Annotated in this window: 18 protein-coding genes; 12 read left to right on the top strand and 6 right to left on the bottom strand. The window is 61.1% G+C overall.

Going from position 1 to position 19,091, the window contains the following annotated elements; genetic code table 11:
* Window positions 1-10: 10 nt before the first annotated feature.
* Together IG629_RS16030 and IG629_RS16025 are read left to right on the top strand one after the other, a co-directional pair.
* Window positions 11-418, top strand: a complete 408-nt coding sequence (locus IG629_RS16030; protein ID WP_193172949.1) for a VOC family protein — start codon at window positions 11-13, stop codon at window positions 416-418.
* Window positions 405-1,676 carry a TIGR04372 family glycosyltransferase gene (locus IG629_RS16025; protein WP_226886844.1) on the top strand — a complete coding sequence of 424 codons (1,272 nt, stop codon included), beginning with the start codon at window positions 405-407 and terminating at the stop codon, window positions 1,674-1,676. The genes IG629_RS16030 and IG629_RS16025 overlap by 14 nt, the downstream gene beginning before the upstream one ends.
* Before the next feature lie 11 nt (window positions 1,677-1,687).
* Here IG629_RS16025 and IG629_RS16020 read toward each other — a convergent pair whose 3' ends face one another.
* The 3 genes from IG629_RS16020 to IG629_RS16010 all read right to left on the bottom strand — a co-directional run bounded on the left by IG629_RS16020 (window position 1,688) and on the right by IG629_RS16010 (window position 6,334).
* Window positions 1,688-4,207, bottom strand: coding sequence for an O-linked N-acetylglucosamine transferase family protein (locus IG629_RS16020; protein WP_193172947.1), 2,520 nt, complete (start codon window positions 4,205-4,207; stop codon window positions 1,688-1,690).
* 61 nt (window positions 4,208-4,268) lie between these two features.
* The gene (locus IG629_RS16015) at window positions 4,269-4,505 is read right to left on the bottom strand and encodes a ribbon-helix-helix domain-containing protein (protein ID WP_169721240.1); all 237 of its coding nucleotides are present in this window, start codon (window positions 4,503-4,505) and stop codon (window positions 4,269-4,271) included.
* 191 nt (window positions 4,506-4,696) lie between these two features.
* Window positions 4,697-6,334 carry a GMC family oxidoreductase gene (locus tag IG629_RS16010; RefSeq protein WP_193172946.1) on the bottom strand — a complete coding sequence of 546 codons (1,638 nt, stop codon included), beginning with the start codon at window positions 6,332-6,334 and terminating at the stop codon, window positions 4,697-4,699.
* 181 nt (window positions 6,335-6,515) lie between these two features.
* Between IG629_RS16010 and IG629_RS16005 the strand changes: the two genes are divergently transcribed.
* From IG629_RS16005 to IG629_RS15995, 3 genes are read left to right on the top strand one after another with little or no spacing between them, the layout of a single operon-like run.
* Window positions 6,516-7,538 carry an ABC transporter substrate-binding protein gene (locus IG629_RS16005; protein WP_193172945.1) on the top strand — a complete coding sequence of 341 codons (1,023 nt, stop codon included), beginning with the start codon at window positions 6,516-6,518 and terminating at the stop codon, window positions 7,536-7,538.
* Between the two features lie 54 nt (window positions 7,539-7,592).
* Entirely contained in the window at window positions 7,593-8,360 is a 768-nt protein-coding gene (locus IG629_RS16000) for an ABC transporter ATP-binding protein (RefSeq protein WP_193172944.1), read from the top strand.
* On the top strand, window positions 8,353-9,153 hold the full coding sequence (locus tag IG629_RS15995; protein WP_193172943.1) for an ABC transporter permease: 801 nt from the start codon (window positions 8,353-8,355) through the stop codon (window positions 9,151-9,153). The genes IG629_RS16000 and IG629_RS15995 overlap by 8 nt, the downstream gene beginning before the upstream one ends.
* A 4-nt stretch (window positions 9,154-9,157) precedes the next feature.
* Here IG629_RS15995 and IG629_RS15990 read toward each other — a convergent pair whose 3' ends face one another.
* On the bottom strand, window positions 9,158-9,991 hold the full coding sequence (locus tag IG629_RS15990) for a DUF547 domain-containing protein (protein ID WP_193172942.1): 834 nt from the start codon (window positions 9,989-9,991) through the stop codon (window positions 9,158-9,160).
* A gap of 166 nt (window positions 9,992-10,157) precedes the next feature.
* Between IG629_RS15990 and IG629_RS15985 the strand changes: the two genes are divergently transcribed.
* The 4 genes from IG629_RS15985 to chrA all read left to right on the top strand — a co-directional run bounded on the left by IG629_RS15985 (window position 10,158) and on the right by chrA (window position 14,249).
* On the top strand, window positions 10,158-11,174 hold the full coding sequence (locus IG629_RS15985) for a C45 family autoproteolytic acyltransferase/hydolase (RefSeq protein ID WP_193172941.1): 1,017 nt from the start codon (window positions 10,158-10,160) through the stop codon (window positions 11,172-11,174).
* A gap of 33 nt (window positions 11,175-11,207) precedes the next feature.
* A complete protein-coding gene (locus tag IG629_RS15980) occupies window positions 11,208-12,410 on the top strand; it encodes an MFS transporter (RefSeq protein ID WP_193172940.1) in 1,203 nt (400 codons plus the stop codon).
* Between the two features lie 103 nt (window positions 12,411-12,513).
* Complete coding sequence (locus IG629_RS15975; protein ID WP_319025106.1) at window positions 12,514-13,014, top strand: disulfide bond formation protein B; 501 nt, start codon at window positions 12,514-12,516, stop codon at window positions 13,012-13,014.
* A 2-nt stretch (window positions 13,015-13,016) separates the two neighbouring features.
* Window positions 13,017-14,249 (top strand): chromate efflux transporter, encoded by a 1,233-nt coding sequence (gene chrA / locus IG629_RS15970; RefSeq protein ID WP_193172938.1) that lies wholly within the window; start codon window positions 13,017-13,019, stop codon window positions 14,247-14,249.
* Between the two features lie 20 nt (window positions 14,250-14,269).
* Here chrA and IG629_RS15965 read toward each other — a convergent pair whose 3' ends face one another.
* Window positions 14,270-14,863: an HNH endonuclease gene (locus tag IG629_RS15965; protein WP_193172937.1), complete on the bottom strand. Its 594-nt coding sequence runs from the start codon at window positions 14,861-14,863 to the stop codon at window positions 14,270-14,272.
* A 239-nt stretch (window positions 14,864-15,102) separates the two neighbouring features.
* Complete coding sequence (locus tag IG629_RS15960; RefSeq protein WP_193172936.1) at window positions 15,103-15,756, bottom strand: alpha/beta hydrolase; 654 nt, start codon at window positions 15,754-15,756, stop codon at window positions 15,103-15,105.
* 11 nt (window positions 15,757-15,767) lie between these two features.
* Between IG629_RS15960 and gluQRS the strand changes: the two genes are divergently transcribed.
* The 3 genes from gluQRS (at window position 15,768) to IG629_RS15945 (ending at window position 19,084) form a co-directional block, all read left to right on the top strand.
* On the top strand, window positions 15,768-16,724 hold the full coding sequence (gluQRS, locus tag IG629_RS15955; protein WP_193172935.1) for a tRNA glutamyl-Q(34) synthetase GluQRS: 957 nt from the start codon (window positions 15,768-15,770) through the stop codon (window positions 16,722-16,724).
* A gap of 105 nt (window positions 16,725-16,829) precedes the next feature.
* Window positions 16,830-17,687, top strand: coding sequence for a TauD/TfdA dioxygenase family protein (locus tag IG629_RS15950; RefSeq protein WP_193172934.1), 858 nt, complete (start codon window positions 16,830-16,832; stop codon window positions 17,685-17,687).
* A gap of 227 nt (window positions 17,688-17,914) precedes the next feature.
* The gene (locus IG629_RS15945; RefSeq protein WP_193172933.1) at window positions 17,915-19,084 is read left to right on the top strand and encodes a sensor histidine kinase; all 1,170 of its coding nucleotides are present in this window, start codon (window positions 17,915-17,917) and stop codon (window positions 19,082-19,084) included.
* Window positions 19,085-19,091 lie beyond the last annotated feature (7 nt).

Raw genomic sequence — 19,091 nt, 5'->3', positions numbered from 1 at the left:
AGGAAAGCCCATGGCGCTCAAGACGCTCGATCACGTGAACCTCCGGACACAGAATCTCGATGCGATGGTCGCTTGGTACGGCCGGGTGCTGGACATGCATCCCGGCGAGCGCCCGCCCTTCCCTTTTCCCGGCGCCTGGCTCTATGCCAACGGCGCCGCAATGGTGCATCTGGTCGGCGTCAAAGCTGAGCCGGCACCGTATCGTGCCGATGCGCAGCTGGAGCATTTCGCGATCTCGGCGGACGGGCTAGCCACTTTCCTGGCACACCTGAGGGATCAGAAAGTCGCCTATCGCTGCGGCGTGCTGCCGGAAATGGGAATTCAGCAGGTGAACATCCACGATCATGACGGCAATCATATCCACGTCGACTTTGCGCCCGGGGAAGAAGCTGACCTGATTGACTATGATGGCCGTTAACGAGCCTAACCCCGACATTTCAGACCTGCTGACCCTTCTGTCCTCTCCACAATTCGATGACAGGTTGCGCGGCCTCGTGCAGCCATATTTGCGAAAGGGCGCGCGCAGTTTGGTCGCCACTCTTCCGCTCGCGCGGCATATCGGGCATCTGGGCCCGGAACCTCATTATCTGAAGACAATGTTCGGAAGCATGTACGAGCAGATCGTGCTGATCACACCGCCAAGAAGTGACGCCGGGATCAATCAGGGTCTGTTCGATCTGCTTGCGAAGCAATTCACGATCATCGAGACCGACGACAAGCTGGTGCTCTATTCGTCACTGCTCAATCAGGGGCTCGTACAGAAAGGACCATACGATCTATATGCCGCACATATTTTGCGGTTTTATAGAGATTATGGAATGGAGCGCTGGACCCACGGGCCGTCGTTTCTTTCCATGGATGAGCAGTTACTGGAACGCGGCTGGCATTGGCTAAACCGGCTCGGCATTGAAGCCGGGCGCCGTTTCATCCTTCTCCATGTCCGGGACGTGGAGCACGTATCCAACCCGGTCAACAGACGTGAAGGTGTGATGCGCACCGCGTCGCTGGAGAATTTCCTCCCCGCCATTGAATGGCTGACACAACAGGGGTTCCCGGTTTTCCGCATTGGCAGCAAGGATGACCCGTTGTTGAATACCGGGAGTGGTCTTGTCTTCGACGTGCCCCATCTGGATGACCACGAAGACTGGATGGATGTCTTCCTCTGCGGGCAGTGTTTCCTGTCAATCAATTGCCAATCCGGACCGGAAGGTCTGGTCCGCGCCTTCGGACGGCCGAGCCTGACGACAAACCTGATCCCGACCATTTTCGGTCATCATCTGCCGGGCGATCTGTTCCTCTATAAACCGCTCATCGAAACCGGGGCTTCAGCACCTCTCACCTATCAGCAAATTCTGGAGCGTGACCTACCGATCACCCTCAATTCAACACCTCTGCCCGACGCACAATTCTATCAGGACGCAGGAATCGCTCCGATGGAGAATTCAGGTCGCGCCATAGAACTGGCGACGATGGAAATGATCGGACGACTCGAAAACGGGACGGAAAGCCGGATATCGGAAATGAAGGAGCGTTTTCTCGCCCGGAGCATGTCCTATCAGGCACGACTGAACGGCAATCAGTACGCTAGATCGCGCGGGCTCGATCTTTTCACCCATGCTCTCGGCTGGGGCTCACTGGCCGACGCGCAATTGGATCAGGTTCCAAATTTCGTCTAAATGCCCCCGTCTCAGGGCATATGGCGCCCGGAAATCCAACGTAACCGTTCTCCCCGCAGGGCCGCGTCATAAGCTTCCGGGAAAAACGCCTCCAGTTCCCGGACGCAGGCCTGATTTTCGAACAGCTCGTGCTTTCTTGCCTCGATCTTCGCGACGACCCGTGCCCGCCATGCCGGGTTGGTGCCGCAAGCCAGCGTGATCCGCACGTAATCCTCCGGCGTTTCCGCGACCAGCTCCATCACATCGATGGCTTTCAGCCAGCCGATCGTCATCCGTCCGCGAACATAATCCGCCGGCAGGGTAATCGGCGGGATGCTGAGACCGAGCGCCTGGATGGTTGTGTTGCCGCCGCAGAAATGAGTGGTGTCGAGCATCGCCGCGCTGTGTTTCAGCAAGGCGTAATAATCGAGTTTCGGCAGGCGGCCAACCCAGTGGATTCGCTGCGTCAGATCGCCAAGAGTCTCCGAAAGGCGCGCTATTAGCTGACGGTTCCGGGTTTCCTGCCGGTCTTTCAACAACACCAGCATGCCGTCCGGATCGCCTTCAAGAATGCCTTTCAGGATGGCATCGAAATCCGGGTGAAACTTGAACAGGGTTTGCGGGCAGAAATAGAGCGTCCGGTCCTCCGGCAGGCCGAAGTCGGAAAGCCGTTTGTCCGGGACCTCCGGCAAATCCGGATAGCAGAGCGGGATGTCCTTCACCCGGATCGGCATTTCCGTGTAATGCGCCTCCGCGCCGTCAATTTCCTGCAAGGCGCTGCAGACGAAGTAATCCATATGCGGCAGGCCGGTCGTCACCGGATGTCCCTGCATGACGCATTGCACAGGGGCAAATCGCGCGAACCCGAGATAATAGCTGAGCGGCTCCATCCCGATATCGCCGAACACCAGGATATCCAGCTCCAGCGCCGCAATATCCTGCTGCGCCTGGAAAAGGTCTTCCTCGATCCGTGTATACCCGGCAGGCCCTTGGCCCGGCGGGAAGATATCTACATCCTGCGGCTCCATGGTGCTGATCAGATGCACCTCGAAAAGCGCGGGATCGAGATTGCGGATGATGCCTTCGCTGATGAACTTGACCGAATGATCGTAGAAAAATTTCGACAGGAAGCCGATCTTCAACTTGCCGCCGGAGCGCGGTTTCGGCGACCGGCAATGCGGCGCAACAAAACCAAGAGCGGGACAGAGCGCGAGATAAGTCTCTGCAATCAACGTCTGCAGACCGCGGTCGTTCCGGCCATGATAGGCGAGATAGAAGTTCGGCCGACCGACTTCTTTAAGAGGATCCGTCATCACCATACCGGAGTGCTTGATCGCCTGCATCCGGCGTTCGGTATCCGCCCGTATGGCATCGATTTCAGCTTCGGACCGCAGGATGGTCGGGAAGGTCATCGCCCGCTTCATCGCGAGACCGGCATCGTCCGGGGCAATACGGAGCGCATGATCGTAAGCGTCGGCGGCAGCCTCCATGTCTGTCATGTCGAACAGAAGCGCCGCGTGGTTCTTGATCGCAGGGAGAAGCTCCGGTGAAACTGTGCGGGCCCGCCCATAGGCAAGATCCGCAACACCGACAGCGCCGACCTGCTTGAGCATCACCCCCCGGTCATTCCATTCCATCGCATCCGCCGGATCGAGCAGCAATGCGCGCCTGTGGCCCGCAATGGCAGCCTCTTTCTCTCCCCCGGCGAAACGGGCAAGGGCAAAGGCAGCATGTGCTTTGGCACTTGTGGGAAGCGCGGCCAGTGCCTGCGCCGCGAGGGCGCGTGCCCTGGCGGGGCTTCCATGCAGAGCCTCGATACGGGCACAGAGAAGCAAGGCATCCGGCCAACCGGGAGCAATTGCGAGTGCCCGGTTGCATTCGCGGCTGGCAGTATTGTTCTGCCCGGACAGATCGAGAATACGAGCCGCATTGAAAACAGCGTCCAGGTCTGCCGGATTGAGACACTGGCTCCGTCGGAACGCCGTCACCGCCGCGTCATGCGTGCCGCGGCGACCGAGATGATGAGCCATCAGGAGATGCAAGCGGGCCGAATCCGGGAAACGCCTGACGGCATTCTCCAGGATCGCTGGCGCATCTTCTGCTTCGGTCCGGAATGCGATCTCGCCAAGCCGTTCCGCCTGCTGCACCTGCAGGCTTCCGTCAACCAGGAGCTGGCGGCCTGTGTTCAGAACATCCGCATGCAGACCGGCAGCACAGGCAACTTCGAAAAGGAGTGCCAGGGCTTCCTGACTGCCGGTTGTACCGGCCCTCCGAAGAGGCGGAACGGCTTCTTCAACCGCTCCGCGCCGCAGTCTGAGGCGGGCAAGATTGAGTGCCGGATCAGCCAGGTCCGGTTCCATCTCATGGGCACGGGCCAGCACCGACTCCGCTTCGCCGGCACGGCCGCTTCCGTCCAACGCTATGGCGAGCAGGTTGCTTGTCGCCGCATCCGGTCCGCCTTCAAGAACGGAACGGTAACCGGTGATCGCACGCTCCAGATCGCCTGCGTGATGCGCGGATTTGGCGTCAGCCAGGAGAGGAGAAATCGTCATTCCGGAATGATAACGGGTCTGGCGCAGAGCGCCACACTCCGATCATTCGGATATGGTTAGCTTAGTGGATGGGGTCGGTGTCTTCCGCTTTGGTGCGGAAATGCTCCAGCAGGAACATCCGGACAGCAGCGGTCCGGCTCATCTCGGGGAACGCCTTCTCGGCGTCTGTCACGATAGAATCGATGCACAATTCACGGTCATGCGCGCACTCTTCCAACGCCTCCCAGAAGTCTTCTTCAAGGATGATGGAGGTCCGGTGACCCGCATAAACATTCTTGCGTGATTTTGAAGAGCTCATGCTGCCCCCGTGAAAATCCAACGCCATGGTTAATTCCCGTGAATACTAAGACAAGTTGTATGCGTTCAACAATCCGAATGATCCGGAAAACCAGAAAAACACGGAACTTATTAATTCTTGTTTAACATCGAATCCCCAAAACGCCCGTAAATCCGCAAAATACAACCAATAGAGCGGAATATTTAGGCACTTCAATCTTTAAGGGATACGGGCTCTGCTGATGGATTACCAAGGATCAGATCCGCAGCCTTTTCCCCGATCATCATGGTCGAGGCATTCAGGTTCGCAGACGGCATGGTCGGCATGATTGACGCGTCGACAACCCTGAGATTTGCCATTCCCCTAACCCGAAGCTGATCGTCGACCACGGCTGTCTTGTCGCTATCCGGGCCCATCCGGCAGGAGCCCATCAGATGGAAAGTCGTGGTGCCCCGCTCACGGGCGGCGGCCAGCAGCTCGTCGTCGCTCTGCACGCCCGGACCTGGATAGAGTTCACCATCAAAGAAAGGCTGCAAAGGTTCGGTTTGCAACAGGCGCCGGGCGAGCTTCATTCCCGACAACAGCACCTGCCGGTCGGTCTCGTCCGCCAGATAGTTCGGCTGAATCGCCGGAGCCTCGAACGGATCGGCATTTCGGGCGCGGATATAGCCGATGCTCTCCGGCCGTTGCTGCCAGGAGGCGATGGTCATGCCCGGCAGATCGTCCAGCTTGGACTGCACGCCGTGCTTGTAGCTGGCTGGCGTAAAGGTGAACTGCAGATCGCTGTTCCGCGCCGCCTCGTTCGAGTGCCAGAAGCAGTAGACCAGCGTCGGGCTGAGGCCGAGGATGCTCTTCTGTCCGGTAAAATACTTGAAGACCTCACCCCAGAGCCTCGGCCCCCGTGCCAGCTCGTTGATGCTGTTCGAGTTCTTGACCCGTGCGGTGAAGCGCGGCGCGTAATGGTCGCGCAGGTTCTCGCCAACACCGGGAAGCGCGTGCTGCACATCGATGCCGAGCCCGCGCAGCAGTTCCGGATCGCCTACGCCGGAGAGTTGCAGCAGTTGCGGCGAATTCACCGCACCGCCGGACAGGATCACCTCACGCCGTGCGAAAACCTCCGTCTCGATCCCGTGCCGGCCACCTTCAGAATAGCGGATGCCTTTGGCGCTCTTGCCTTCGAACAGGATTTTCGTCGCATGCGCATTGGTCCGCACGGTCAGGTTCTTGCGCTTCATCGCCGGACGCAGATAACCCCGCGCTGTGCTCATCCGACGGCGGCCGTAGATCGTCCGCTGGGCGTAGGATACGCCTTCCTGGATCTTGCCGTTGTAATCCTTGTTGTGCGGGATACCGATGCTTTCGGCGCCCTTGATGAAAGCATCGCAGAGCGGGTGCTGCCAGTCGATATCGGTCACCGCCATATTGCCCTCGCGGCCGCGGAACGTATCTTCGCCCTCGCCGATACGATGCTCGGTCCGCTTGAAATAGGGCAGCACGTCGGCATAACCCCAGCCCCGGTTGCCGCGCTGGGCCCAGCCGTCAAAATCGAGCCGCTGGCCGCGATTGTAGATATGCCCGTTGATGGAACTGGAGCCACCGAGAGTCTTACCGCGCGGCGCGGCGATGGAGCGGCCGCCGGTCCAGTAGCTCGGCTCGCTCTCGTAAAGCCAGTTCACCGAGGGATCGACCAGCGTCTTCATGAAACCGGCAGGGATATGGATCATCGGATGATAGTCCGGCGGCCCTGCTTCGAGCAGGCACACGGTGACGGACGGATCCGCACTGAGCCGGTTCGCGAGCACACAACCGGCAGAGCCGGCGCCGACGATCACATAATCAAAGCTGGTCATTGAAGGGTATTTCCAAGGGTGGGAAGGGCGTTTCCGAGGGTTGGTTAATTGGCCCTATCATTGCGCAAGCTTAACCGGTTGCGCAATTTGGTTTCCTCATGGAGCCGAACCGACTAAGAGAAAGCCCGTGTCACCTGGCGGTTTTGCGCTGCTATTCAAAAGAAACTCGGGAGGATCAGAGATGAAGCATCTCTTCTCGCGCCGCGCCATGATGGCGGGCGTCACCGCACTCGGCATTATGGCCGGGACGTTCGGAACGGCCGTTGCCGCCGACAAGATCACCGTCGGGGCGCTCCGCTTCACCTCGCACTCGGGTGGCTTCGTCGCCTTTGAGAAAGGCTACTTCACCGAGCAGGGTCTCGAAGTCGAGTTCAAATACTTCCAGGCAGCCCAGCCGATGGCCGTGGCGATTGCCTCGGGCGACGTCGATTTCGGCGTGACCTCGATCACCGGCGGTCTGGTTAACCTCGCCGACAAGGGTGCGGTGAAAGTGATCGGCGGCGTGCTGCAGGAAGAAAAAGGCATCGACGGCTCCGCCATCCTCGCCGGCACCGCCGCTTTTGAGGCCGGCCTGACCAGCCCGGACAAGCTCGCGGGCCACAGCCTCGGCATCACCCAGACCGGCTCCTCCTTCCACTACATGGCCTCACAGGTCGCGGCGCAGGAAGGTTTCGACATCTCGAAAATCTCCCTGAAGCCACTGCAGAAGGTCGGCGCCATCATTGGCGCGCTGAAGTCCGGTCAGGTCGACGCCATGATCATCGTTCCGCACATCGCCAAGCCGCTGTCGAAAGGCGGCGCCGCGAAGATCATCGGCTGGATCAACGACTATGACGACTATCAGGTGACCACCGCCTTCACCTCTGCCAAGAACGCCGCCGAGCGTCCGGAGCTGGTGAAGAAGTTCGTCGCTGCCTACGCCAAGGGATCGGCCGATTTCAACGCCGTCATGGTCGACAAGACAAAGGGCGATGCGGCCATCGAAGAGATGACCAAACTCATCCACAAATATGTCTATACCAGCCGGCCCTACGAAAAAGCTGCACCGTCGATCAAGAACGGCGCCATGCGGTTGCAGCCGGACCTCAAGCTGAACCTGACCAATGTGAAGAAGCAGCTCGCCTGGTTCCAGAGCGAAGGTCTGGTCGGCAAGGACATCTCGATCGACACGCTGGTCGATACGCAATTCGTCGAAACTTACTGATTCCGATGCGCCCGGCTCTCCGGAGCCGGGCGCGGACGGTCCCCGCGAGCCGCCATGCAACTCACACTGAACGGCATCAATCATCGCTATGGCGGTATGCCGGTTCTGAGCGATATCGACCTCGAAATCCCCGCCGGTGAAATCGTCTGTATCGTCGGACCTTCCGGCTGCGGGAAATCGACCCTGTTGCGCCTGATCGGTGGCCTGGAACGCCCGGACGAAGGCGCGGTACTTGAGCATGGCGCCCCACCGGCTGACAGCCTCAACCCGCTGACCTACATATTCCAGGATTTCGCCCTTCTGCCCTGGCGCAGTGTCGCCGGAAATGTCTCCCTCGCGCTGGAAGATCACGGGCTCGGCAAGGCAGAGACCGAGGCCATCATTGATGACGTGCTGGCCCGCACCAAGCTCTCCGATTTCAAAAATGCCCTGCCGCGCCAGCTTTCCGGCGGCATGAAGCAGCGTGTGGCCATCGCCCGTGCCCTCGCCGTCCGCCCTGCGGTCCTGCTGATGGACGAGCCGCTCTCCGCTCTGGACAGTCAGACCCGCGAGCTGCTGATGGACGATCTCGTCGGCCTCTGGTCGAAGACGCCATTCACCGCTGTCTATGTCACCCACAACCTGAACGAAGCGGTCCGGCTCGGTCACAAGATCGTGGTCCTGTCCCGCCGTCCGGGACGTATCCGGGAGGTTGTCTCCATCGACATGCCGCTTGCCGAACGTGCCGACCGCGTGGGCGAGCTCGCTTCAAAGCAGGAACAGCTCTGGTCCCTGATCCGGGACGAAGCCGCTGCCGCCGACATGGAGCTGATCGATGCCTGAGAACCCCACTTCTCAACCCGTTCCGTTCCGGGGTGGCGGCTTCAACCCGCGCCCACGCGCTTTGGTCGGTCTTGCCGTCATGGTGGTCCTGATCGCCGTCTGGGAGACCGGCTGCCGGACCGGCATCATTCATCCGCTTGTCCTGCCCGCCCCGAGCGAGGCTGCCACGGCCTTCATGGAACTGGTCGACAGCGGCTTGCTCTGGACGCATCTCGGCGCCTCGCTCTCGCGTCTGGTAATCGGCTGGACGGCAGGCACCCTTCTCGGCATCGCTGTCGGCTTTGCGATCGGGCTGTTCTCCCTCGCCCGGGCCGGAATGGTGCCGCTGGTAGCCGCGATCTTCCCGATACCGAAAATCGCGCTGCTGCCGCTCTTCATCATCTGGTTCGGCATCGGCGAGGGCTCGAAGGTCGCCACCATCCTTTTCGGCACGTTCTTCCCGACCGTGGTCGCGACCTATGGCGGGGTCGACAATGTGGACCGGGGCCTCATCCGCATGGGCCAGTCCTTCGGGCTTTCCTGGGTCTCCATCGTCCGCAAGATCATCCTGCCAGGCGCCCTGCCCGCGATCCTGCCGGGCTTCCGGATTTCCGCCGCCATCGCCATCGTGCTGCTGGTCGCGGCTGAAATGATCGGCGCGGAGTTCGGTGTCGGGGCTTATATCCTGATGGCCGGCAGCCTGATGGCAATGGACCAGCTCATCGCCGGTGTCGCCATTCTCTCGACAATCGGCCTTACCGTGTCCTGGATCATCGGCCGGGCCGAGAAGATGCTGCTGCGCTGGCGGGTTTGAGCCGTCAGGGCGATACCGTTCCGTTCAGGCGCCAGTCGTAGCTGTCATCCGCGATCCGCGAAACCCCGGTCAACGCCCCGGCAAGTTCCCCCTGCGCATACGCTTTAAGATGCGCGATGACACCAGCGTCGTTCCCGCCGAAATCAACGTCGAACCAGTCGTAGATACTGGAGACATAAAGCTTCCCGTCTTCAATCCGGGCGCCACGCGGATGGTTGATGAAAGCGATTGCCGCTTCCTCCAGGAAAGCTTCCGCATTCTCCGCCGTCATGGCGCGCGTATGCAGGTTCGGGCAGCCGAGAGAAGCGCAGTTCACCGCATAGTGGATGCGCGGATCGCTCCAGATGGGGCGCAGGATGCGGTGCTCGATATCGTCGAGCGAGACCGCTTCGCCTTCCACCGTGACCAGCTTCTTCCCCCACGGCCCGTCGGCGAAAAAACCGGGTGATATGTCGATGTCACGGATCGAGGCGACCGGGTAATGCTCCAGCACCACGCGAACGGTCAGCGCGTTGTAGAGATTGACCCAGAGCGGCAGTTGTTCGGCTTGTGAGAGGGATCGCACCGGCACCGCGGCGAGAGCATCGATATAACCGTCAAGCGCCTTCCGGTCCGCCGTCGTGACCTCGTCGTAGGCGACGCGGTTTACACCGTCGCTTCCGGGCCGGACATATTGTCCAAGAAACCGGTCCCAACCCGCATGATCCACAGCGATAGCGCTGGCCGGATCATGCGCCGCCCAGACATCCCAAAGCGCGGCTTTCGGCGCCGCGCCGGCCGGCATACTCCAGACAGCCACAACGACAAGCAGCGCAGCAAGCCGCGTCAGAAAACTCATGTCCGCACACTCCGTTCAAGCATTCGCGTCAGCACCGCTGGATTCAGGAGACAATGTGCGTATGGTATTGCCTCGCGGCAATGTCCCGCGCCCTCATCCTTCTTCACGTCGCCGTAAGATGCCTGGCGCGAAGCACAAGAAACGACAGACTGAAAAGACCATCGCAATGGACCAGATCTCCCTTCGCGGCTCCGTCTATGAGCTCGGATACGGCCTTGGAAAACAAGCGGCAACAGCCATCGCCGAGGCCTCCTTCGCAACACCGCAATTCCGGGCGCTTGAACCATGGCTTGGCTCGGAGCGTCTGAAGGGCCTCGAAGCCGCCGCCCGAAACGCCTTTCCGGAATATGTCCGGGAAATAGAAGGCATCGCGGACGGAGCGGGTCAGCCATTCGAGAGCGTCTTTCTCTGGAATTGCCGGGGCGACCTTCGGGATCTGGTGCGCAGCGACGAGGATGCCTGCACCAGTTTGATGCTACCCGCAGAAGCGGACAGACCGGCCACCCTCGCTCATAACGAGGATGGTGCCCCGGAACTGGCCGGCCAGGGTTTCATCGCCCATTTCGAGCCCGAGACCGGCCCCGCTTTCTCCGCTTACTGCTACCCGGGCATGCTGCCCGGTCACGCCTTTGGCTGGAACGCGGTGGGCATCGTCCAGACCATCAACAATATCCGCCCGCATGACCTGACCGTCGGCATCCCCCGGCATGTCATCACCCGCGCGGTGTTGTCCGCCACGACACTTGAGCAGGTGCTGGAAATCGTCGGACGCGACGACCGGGCCTCCGGTTTCCACCACAATTTCGCGGACGGCAGCGGACGGATGATTTCAGTCGAAGCCCCGGCAAGCGGGATGGTCGCTCTGGAAGTGACTGCGCCGCATGCTCATGCCAATCATCTGGTCCGTCCCGCTCTGGCGTCGATCGACCAAACCATCTCGGACTCCTCCCGGCAGCGGCAGGCCCGCGCAGACGCAATGCTGCTCGCCGGAGAGCGCGATGCTCTGACAATCCTGTTCGACCGCACGGTCCAGGAATTCCCGATCCTGTGCCGCGGCGAGCATGATGCGAGCGACAGCTACACGCTCGCGACCTTCTCATGCACTTTCGGCGCGGCTGGCATGGAATGGGCGGTACATCACGGACCGGACCGCAATCCGGTGGCCTCCGGCACCGTCTCCTGACAAAAAGCCACACTATGGAAAACCGGTAACCGTATGCGCCTCGACAAACCAATAGCTCTGCTCGCCGTCGCGGAAACCATTGTCTGGGCCGGTCTCTATTACATCTTCCCGGCCCTGCTGGTGCATTGGGAGGCCGATCTCGGCTGGTCGAAGACAGAGCTAACCGGTGCCTTCACCGCCTCCATCGCCATGAGCGCGCTCTGCTCCCCCATCGTCGGCAATCTGGTCGACCGGGGGCATGGGGCAACGGTGCTCAGCGGCGGAACACTGATCGGCGGCATCCTGATCGCCCTGCTCTCCCTGGTCGACAGCCTGCCCGTCTTCTACGCTTTCTGGTGTGGCCTGGGCATGGCCATGTCCGCCTGCCTCTACGAGCCCTGCTTCATGCTGGTCACCCGGACCCGGGGCGTCTCCGCAAAGCGCGGGATTACGCTGATCACGCTGGCGGCCGGGTTCGCCGGAACGGTCTCGTTCCCTTCCGCGCATGCCCTGGTTGCTCTCGCAGACTGGCACCTCGCGGTTCAGGTTGCGGGCGCCGCCGTCTGCCTTGTCGCACTGCCGCTGATGATTGCGGGCACGCGCGAGCTGGAACGCACCAGAACGACCCATGTGCCCCCGCCAGCAGCGAGCTCCGGCGCACACGCTGCCGTACAGCCGAAGAAATCAGCTTTCCTCGCCAACCCGACCTTCTGGCTCCTCGCCATCGGCTTCTCCCTGATGGCGATTTCCCATGGCGTGGTCATCAACCACCTGCTGCCACTGCTGAAGGAACGGGGTGTCGATGCCGCCATCGCCGTCGCGGCCGCGTCGATGATCGGCCCGATGCAGGTGCTCGGCCGGGTGGTAATGATGGCGGTCGAGCGCTACATCTCGAACTTCGTTGCCATGTGTTACTGCTTCCTCGCCGTTTCCGTTGCCTGCGTCCTGCTGATCGGCGCCGGGTCCTGGCCGATCCTGCTTGTCGGGTTCGTCTTCCTGCAGGGCAGCGGCTACGGGCTGACGAGCATCATGAAACCGGTCGTCACCCGGGAGATCATGGGCGAGATGAATTTCGGGTCCATCGCCGGCGCCATGGCGCTGCCCTATCTCGCCTGTTTCGCCGCCGCACCGTTCCTCGGCTCACTGTTCTGGGAGATCGGCGGCTACGACTTCGCGCTCGAAGTCGTCGTCGGCACTTCGATCATCGGGTTTTTCTGCTACCTGCGGGCAGCCATGCGGGCCGGGAAAACAGCGTGACCACACGATAACGCCGACGGGACTTGACCTCTGCCGCAGGGGCGATAGAACCGACGGGACCAACCGCCGAACAGCCGGGAATGTGGCCATGGAGACCGGGACTGTGAGACCCTTGATCGGACCCTTTCCGGCCTGGCTGGTTCCAGCCGGAGTCGCCGCTTTCGCCTCATCCATGCTCGGTGGCGCGTTTGCTTTCCAGTATATCGGCGGCCTCGCCCCCTGCGTCCTCTGCCTCTATCAGCGTTATCCGCACGCGGCCGCTATCGTTCTCGGTCTTCTGGCCCTCGCTTTCGTTAACCGCGCCCCAAAAGTCTCACGGTGGCTCTGCGTGCTGGGAGGCCTGGCCCTGCTCACAAGCGCCGGGATCGGATTTTTCCATGTCGGTGTCGAGTATCTCTGGTGGGAAGGCACAGCCGAGTGCGGAGCGACCTCAATGCCGGACAGTCTAGAAGCGTTGAAGGCGCAGCTCATGAACCAGCCAATCGTCCGATGCACGGACATTGCCTGGGAAATGTTCGGCATTTCGATGGCCGGGTACAACTTCCTGCTTTGCGCCATCGCAGGCTGCGTTGCCATCTTACTCAGCCTGCCGCGCCGGACCTGATCATGAAAACTGGTGCAAGCGTTCCAACGGCAGAACGCACATCCTGGTTCGACATTCTGATTATTTTCCTGAAGCTTGGCTGCACCAGCTTCGGCGGCCCGGTCGCCCATATCGGCTATTTCCGTACCGAGTTCGTCGAACGCCGCAAATGGTTCGATGACGGGGCCTATTCGGAGTTGGTGGCGCTCTGCCAGTTTCTGCCCGGCCCTGCCAGCAGTCAGGTCGGTTTCGCAATTGGCCTGCTGCGCGGCGGTGTCCCCGGCGCGCTGGCCGCCTGGATAGGCTTTACCCTGCCGTCGGCCGCTCTGCTGATTGCTTTTGCCTATGGCGTCACTGTCGCGGGTGGAGCGGAAGGCCAGGGCTGGCTGCACGGTTTGAAACTGGTTGCCGTCGCCGTGGTGGCGCAGGCCGCATTGCAGATGGGACGCTCGCTCTGTCCCGATGCACCCCGCGCGACCCTCGCCGTCTGTGCCGCCGCCTTCATGCTCATGGCGGCCCTGGCCTATGGCCAGTTGCTTGTGATCCTTGTCGGCGCCATTGCCGGGTTGCTGTTGCCAAAATCCGGTGACGGCCCGCCGGCAGGGACCGCCATGAAACCGGCGATCGGCACGAAGACCGCACTGGCGCTGTTCGCGATATTCGCCGCACTGCTCGTCGGGCTGCCGTTACTGGCCGCACAATCAGGCCATCCGCTGCTCCAGCTCACAGACATTTTCTACCGGGTCGGCGCGCTTGTTTTCGGCGGCGGGCATATCGTCCTGCCGATGCTGCAGGCCGAAATCGTACCGCCGGGCATTATCGGCAACGATGCGTTTCTGGCAGGCTATGGTATGGCGCAGGCTGTGCCGGGGCCGCTCTTCACTTTTGCCGCCTATCTCGGCGCCGTCATCGCCCCGTCCGGCAGCGAGATTCCCTATGCAGGGGCTGCACTGCTTGCGATCTTCTTTTCCAGTTTCCTGCTGGTCCCGGCAGCCCTCCCCTTCTGGGCCAAGCTGAGAAGCAACAGCAAGGCGCACTCGGCTTTGCGCGGCGTCAATGCAGCGGTCGTCGGCCTCATCCTCGCCGCGCTCTACGATCCGATTTTCACCGGTGCTGTGGCGTCACCGGCAGACTTCGCGCTGGTTGCGGCAGCCTATCTCGCGCTGGCGGCCTGGAAGCTGCCACCCTGGCTGGTCGTCCTGCTCGGTGCACTGGTGGGATGGGGACTTGGAGATCTATCCGGTTTGCTCGGGTAGGCGTCAACACCGAACTTGAGCTAAAACCCCGGGCGGTTTTCGAACTCGTCCTGCTCCAACTCGCTATCCCAATAGAGATAGTCGCGCCAGCTTTCATGCAGGTAGTTCGGCGGGAAGGCTCGCCCGTTCTCCTGCAGCAGGTAAGTTGACGGCTGCACCGGCTTCACGATCGGCATGAAGCCGCGCGGCGTCGGCATCTTGTTGCCCTTGTGCAGATTGCAGGCACCGCAGGCGGTCACGACATTTTCCCAACTGGTCCTACCGCCGCGCGAACGCGGGATAACATGATCGAAGGTCAGGTCGTGGGTCGGGAACCGTGTGTCGCAGTACTGGCAGCTGAACCGGTCCCGCAGGAACACATTGAACCTTGTGAAGGCCGGACGCCGCGACTGGGGCACGAATTCCTTCAATGCGATCACGCTCGGCAGCTTCATCTCGAAACTCGGCGAGCGCACCACGTGGTCATATTCGGAGAGAATATTGACCCGGTCCAGGAACACCGCCTTGACGACGTCCTGCCAGGACCAAAGGGAAAGAGGGAAATAACTGAGAGGCCTGAAATCAGCGTTCAGGACAAGGGCCGGAGAAGGATGAGCAGCTGATAGGGCGTTCACGCGTTTCTCTCCGTCCTGCCGAGGAATTACCGACTAGGAAACTGACGGGGGCGCGCCAAGCCCGGCCACAATATGTTGTGGGGTATAACGATGTTCATTTCTCGTCGACCTCAGTTTCCAACGTCTTGTGCTTCAAGAGCACCCGCTTGATATCAATATATTGTTACGGTTTTTCGAACTTGTCACCGGCGAATTTCCCGGCCTCTTCCCGGATCGCGGGAAAGCCTTGTCGCCTGTCGTTATTGAGGTAGTACCCGCTGCAGGAAGGCAAGGCCCCGGGCAAGCCCTTCCTCGTCGATGCCATGGCCGAGACCGGGCCGGGAGAGCGATTCGACCTCGATACCGACCGCCTGCAACGCCGCCTCGGCGGCCGGCATTGCCGCATGCGGTACAACCTCATCCGCCAATCCGTGGATCAGCGAGACGGGCGGCTTTCCAACACCTTCGTCAGCCAGCAATCCACCTGCGACAAGAGCACCGGAATAGCCGACCACACCGGCAGGTGCCTGTTCCAGGCGGGGCGCCAGGTGCAGGGACATCATGGTTCCCTGGGAAAACCCGACCAGCGCCAGACGGTCCCAGCCGAGCCCGGTACGGGCCAACTCACCGGCCAGGAAATTCTCCAGGATCGGTGCGGCCTGCCGCACACCTTCAAGCATCACCTCTTCCGTCCGGACCTGCAGGCTGAACCATTGCCGGCCGAACGGCGCCATGTCGCAGGGGTACGGTGCGTTCGGCGAGACGAACTCGACATGCGGCAGATGCGGCGCCCAGACCGGCGCAAGGCCGATCAGGTCGTTACCGTCGGCGCCAAGTCCATGCAACAGCACCACCAGTGCCGTCGGGGCCTCTCCGCTCGCAGCCGCCATGCGCGGCCCATCAAGTTCGGTCATCTCAGTCTCCCATGCTCCGTCGCGGGAGACCGGTTTCGCTCCCTCACCTGCTACGCTACCTATATCAGGAATGGCTCCTCGCCAAGTTTTGGAGACACACTCTGTCCGTTCCATCCATTTCGCCATCGCCGACGGGAACAATCACCCGTTTCGCGCCCTCTCCGACAGGCGACCTGCATCTGGGTCACGCCTATTCGGCCCTGTTCGCGGCGGATCTCGCGGCACGCGAAGGCGGCACCTTCCTTTTGCGGATCGAGGACATAGACATCACCCGTTGCCGTCCGGAACATGAAGCGGCAAACCTCGAAGATCTCCGCTGGCTCGGCCTGTCCTGGCCGGAGCCGGTGCGCCGCCAGTCGGAACATTTCGGTTTTTACCAGACGGCCCTCGACCGGCTGGAAGATATGGGACTGCTCTATCGATGCTTTCTCTCCCGGCGTGAGTTGAACGAGGCGCTCTCCGCACCGCACGGCGCTCCGGCAGACGCCCCCACGGACACCGACAAGTTGCTCCCGGAAGATGAACGCCAGCGGCGCTTCGAGGCGGGTGCGCCCTTCGCCCTTCGCTTGCGGATGGCGCGTGCGCTTGAACGGACCGGCCCACTCGTCTGGACGGACAGAAAGCGGGGCTTGCAACAGGCCCGGCCCGAAATGTTCGGCGACGTGGTACTTGCCCGGCGGGATATTCCGACGAGCTATCATCTCGCGGTGACGCTCGACGACGCGCTGCAGGGCATCACGCTGGTCACCCGGGCCGAGGATCTGCTGGACGCGACCCACATTCACCGGCTGCTGCAGGCCCTGCTCGACCTGCCCACACCCGACTACCAGCATCACGGGTTACTGCGGGACGAAGACGGCAAACGGCTCGCCAAGCGGGACCAGTCCATCGCCATACGGGATTTGCGTGCCGCAGGGCACAGCCCCGAGGAAGTGTGCGCAATGGCCCGGAACCAGGGCTCGGACTGACGCCCGTTCGGAACCTCCGAATGGTTGAATAGGCCCCTTGTCGCAGGCCGGCACCGTGAGATTAAATTGCAGTAACGCAAAAAAACAATCACACGGGAGGAAGAGATGGCTCAGTCCAGACTGGCGGAGCAGACGCTCGACATCAGACCGATCGCCGGCGCCATGGGTGCGGAAATTCATGGCGTGGATGCATCTCGGGAGCTTGATGAGGCCACCGTCGCAGCCGTCCGCAAGGCCCTGCTCGATCACCTGGTGATTTTCCTTCCGGCCCAGACATTGAGCCCGGAACAGCAACTCCGCTTCGCCCGCCGCTTCGGAGAGCCTTTGATCTATCCCTTCGCGAAAGGCCTGGACGATTTCCCGGAGATCACACCGATCCTGAAAAAAGAAGACGATCAGTTCAATTTCGGCGGGGTCTGGCACTCGGACACGGTCTACCAGGAGAACCCGCCGATGGGCACGATGCTCTATGCGCGGGAACTTCCGCCCTTCGGCGGCGATACCCTCTTCGCCAACCAGTATCTGGCATATGAAACCTTGTCCGACGGCATGAAGGCGCTGCTCGCCCCTTTGAAAGCCATCAACATCTCAGGCAAACGCAAGGTGCAAAGAACGCGAACGCACATGATGGACCGTGCCTCGGCAGGCCTGAAAGGGGACGAGTTCGAAGCATGCCATCCGGTGATCCGGACGCATCCCGAAACCGGACGAAAAGCACTCTACGTGAATGTCGCGCACACGGTTCGGTTCGAAGGCATGACCGAAGAGGAAAGCGCCCCCATTTTGGGGTTCTTGTTCGAGCATCAAATCCAGCCCGAATTCACCTGCCGGTTCCGCTGGTCAGAGGGGGCTGCCGCCTTCTGGGACAACCGTGCGGCGATGCATTATCCGGTCAACGATTATCATGGATATAGACGCCTCATGCACCGGATCACACTCGCTGGCGACCGCCCGTTCCAATAAAGCAACAGCTTATGTAATTAACGCCCAAAACTAGATACAATTTCACTAAACCCACCACTAAATCATGTAGCTTCCGCATACGATTGCACTTAGTCTTGTGATGTGGCGGCGAAGAAATAGCTGTCGGCACCATGCTCAAAATGGGGGAGGGCATGGCCGATTTTGTTCAGATAAACCATCCGGGAACGACCACATTGCCTCATCCGACCCTCCGGGGCCTAGGAGAATTGGAAAAGGATTCAGATCAGCCGTTCGCCGGCTATGGCGGCGGCGTGAGCCAGACCGATCTGCCGATTCCGATCGACGCAGTGCCGGATCCGCTTGTCGTTTTCGATGCCGAGGGCATCATTCGCGGCGCGAACCGGCTGTTGAGCCAATTGCTCGACTACAACGCGTCCGAGCTTATCGGCCAGCCGGTGGAAGTTCTCTATCCCGATGCAGATCGGTCCGCACACCGCTCGGTACGTCAAACCTTCCTGTCGCAAGCGGCGGAGGCGGCGCAGACGATGCGGCGCGAGGTCTTTGCGCGTAAACGCAATGGCGCGCTTATTCCGGTCGAGCTCTCGATGATGCTGGTGCCGACGGCTGTCGGTGTCATGTTCACGGCAAGCATGCGGGACGGCTCCCGTCATGTTGAAATCGAAAAAGCCCTGACCGAAGCTGCGGACGAGGCGGATGCCGCCAATGTCGCCAAGAGCCGGTTCCTCGGCACCATGAGCCATGAGCTGCGCACGCCGCTGAATGCGATCATCGGTTTTTCCGAGATGATCCAGCATGAAACGCTGGGACCGCTGCCGCATGAGAAATACGCGGACTATGTCCGGACCATCGGCGTATCCGCACGCCACCTGCTCGACCTGATCAACGAGCTGATCGACCTGTCGCTGATCGAAGACAACAGCCTGCGGCTCAAGCTCGAGCCCTCGGACATCAAGGAAATCCTGGACGAGTGCCAGGCTGTTATCGAGCCGAAGGCCCGCTCGCAGAACCTTAAGCTGCGTCTTCTTTTGCCGCGCGGACCGATCGCGCATCCGGTCGATCCGCAACGGCTGCGGCAGGTGGTACTCAATCTTCTGAGCAACGCCATCAAGTTCACTGATGCCGGGGGCACCATCAGCCTCTCCCTGAGCAAGGATGCCACCGGTATGAAGGTGCAGGTTTCCGATACCGGAACCGGGATCGCGCCGTCCGTTCTGGAGAACATATTCGATCTCTATGTTCGCTCGGAGACCGAACGCAACGTCACTGCCGGCGGGCTCGGCATCGGTCTGCATGTCTCGAAGCGGCTGACGGAAGCGATGGGCGGCACGATCAACATCACAAGCACCCTCGGAGAGGGGACAACGGTCACTCTCTCTTTCCCGCCGAGCGCTGCCATTCCGGCGAACGAGCGGTAGGCTGATC

Origin of the sequence: Nisaea nitritireducens, from assembly GCF_014904795.1 — a bacterium.
In the GTDB taxonomy this organism is placed as follows: Bacteria; Pseudomonadota; Alphaproteobacteria; order Thalassobaculales; family Thalassobaculaceae; genus Nisaea; species Nisaea nitritireducens.
Note: the sequence above shows the minus strand (reverse complement) of the source record. Positions and strands in the feature narration are given on the sequence as shown.

Coding starts and splice junctions, on each gene's coding strand:
- IG629_RS15960 (WP_193172936.1), bottom strand. CDS start 15,756: ATGACCGAACTTGATGGGCCGCGCATGGCGGCTGCGAGCGGAGAGGCC.
- IG629_RS16015 (WP_169721240.1), bottom strand. CDS start 4,505: ATGAGCTCTTCAAAATCACGCAAGAATGTTTATGCGGGTCACCGGACC.
- IG629_RS15950 (WP_193172934.1), top strand. CDS start 16,830: ATGGCTCAGTCCAGACTGGCGGAGCAGACGCTCGACATCAGACCGATC.
- IG629_RS15995 (WP_193172943.1), top strand. CDS start 8,353: ATGCCTGAGAACCCCACTTCTCAACCCGTTCCGTTCCGGGGTGGCGGC.
- IG629_RS16005 (WP_193172945.1), top strand. CDS start 6,516: ATGAAGCATCTCTTCTCGCGCCGCGCCATGATGGCGGGCGTCACCGCA.
- IG629_RS15990 (WP_193172942.1), bottom strand. CDS start 9,991: ATGAGTTTTCTGACGCGGCTTGCTGCGCTGCTTGTCGTTGTGGCTGTC.
- chrA (WP_193172938.1), top strand. CDS start 13,017: ATGAAAACTGGTGCAAGCGTTCCAACGGCAGAACGCACATCCTGGTTC.
- IG629_RS16020 (WP_193172947.1), bottom strand. CDS start 4,207: ATGACGATTTCTCCTCTCCTGGCTGACGCCAAATCCGCGCATCACGCA.
- IG629_RS15980 (WP_193172940.1), top strand. CDS start 11,208: ATGCGCCTCGACAAACCAATAGCTCTGCTCGCCGTCGCGGAAACCATT.
- gluQRS (WP_193172935.1), top strand. CDS start 15,768: ATGCTCCGTCGCGGGAGACCGGTTTCGCTCCCTCACCTGCTACGCTAC.
- IG629_RS15985 (WP_193172941.1), top strand. CDS start 10,158: ATGGACCAGATCTCCCTTCGCGGCTCCGTCTATGAGCTCGGATACGGC.
- IG629_RS16030 (WP_193172949.1), top strand. CDS start 11: ATGGCGCTCAAGACGCTCGATCACGTGAACCTCCGGACACAGAATCTC.
- IG629_RS16010 (WP_193172946.1), bottom strand. CDS start 6,334: ATGACCAGCTTTGATTATGTGATCGTCGGCGCCGGCTCTGCCGGTTGT.
- IG629_RS16000 (WP_193172944.1), top strand. CDS start 7,593: ATGCAACTCACACTGAACGGCATCAATCATCGCTATGGCGGTATGCCG.
- IG629_RS16025 (WP_226886844.1), top strand. CDS start 405: ATGATGGCCGTTAACGAGCCTAACCCCGACATTTCAGACCTGCTGACC.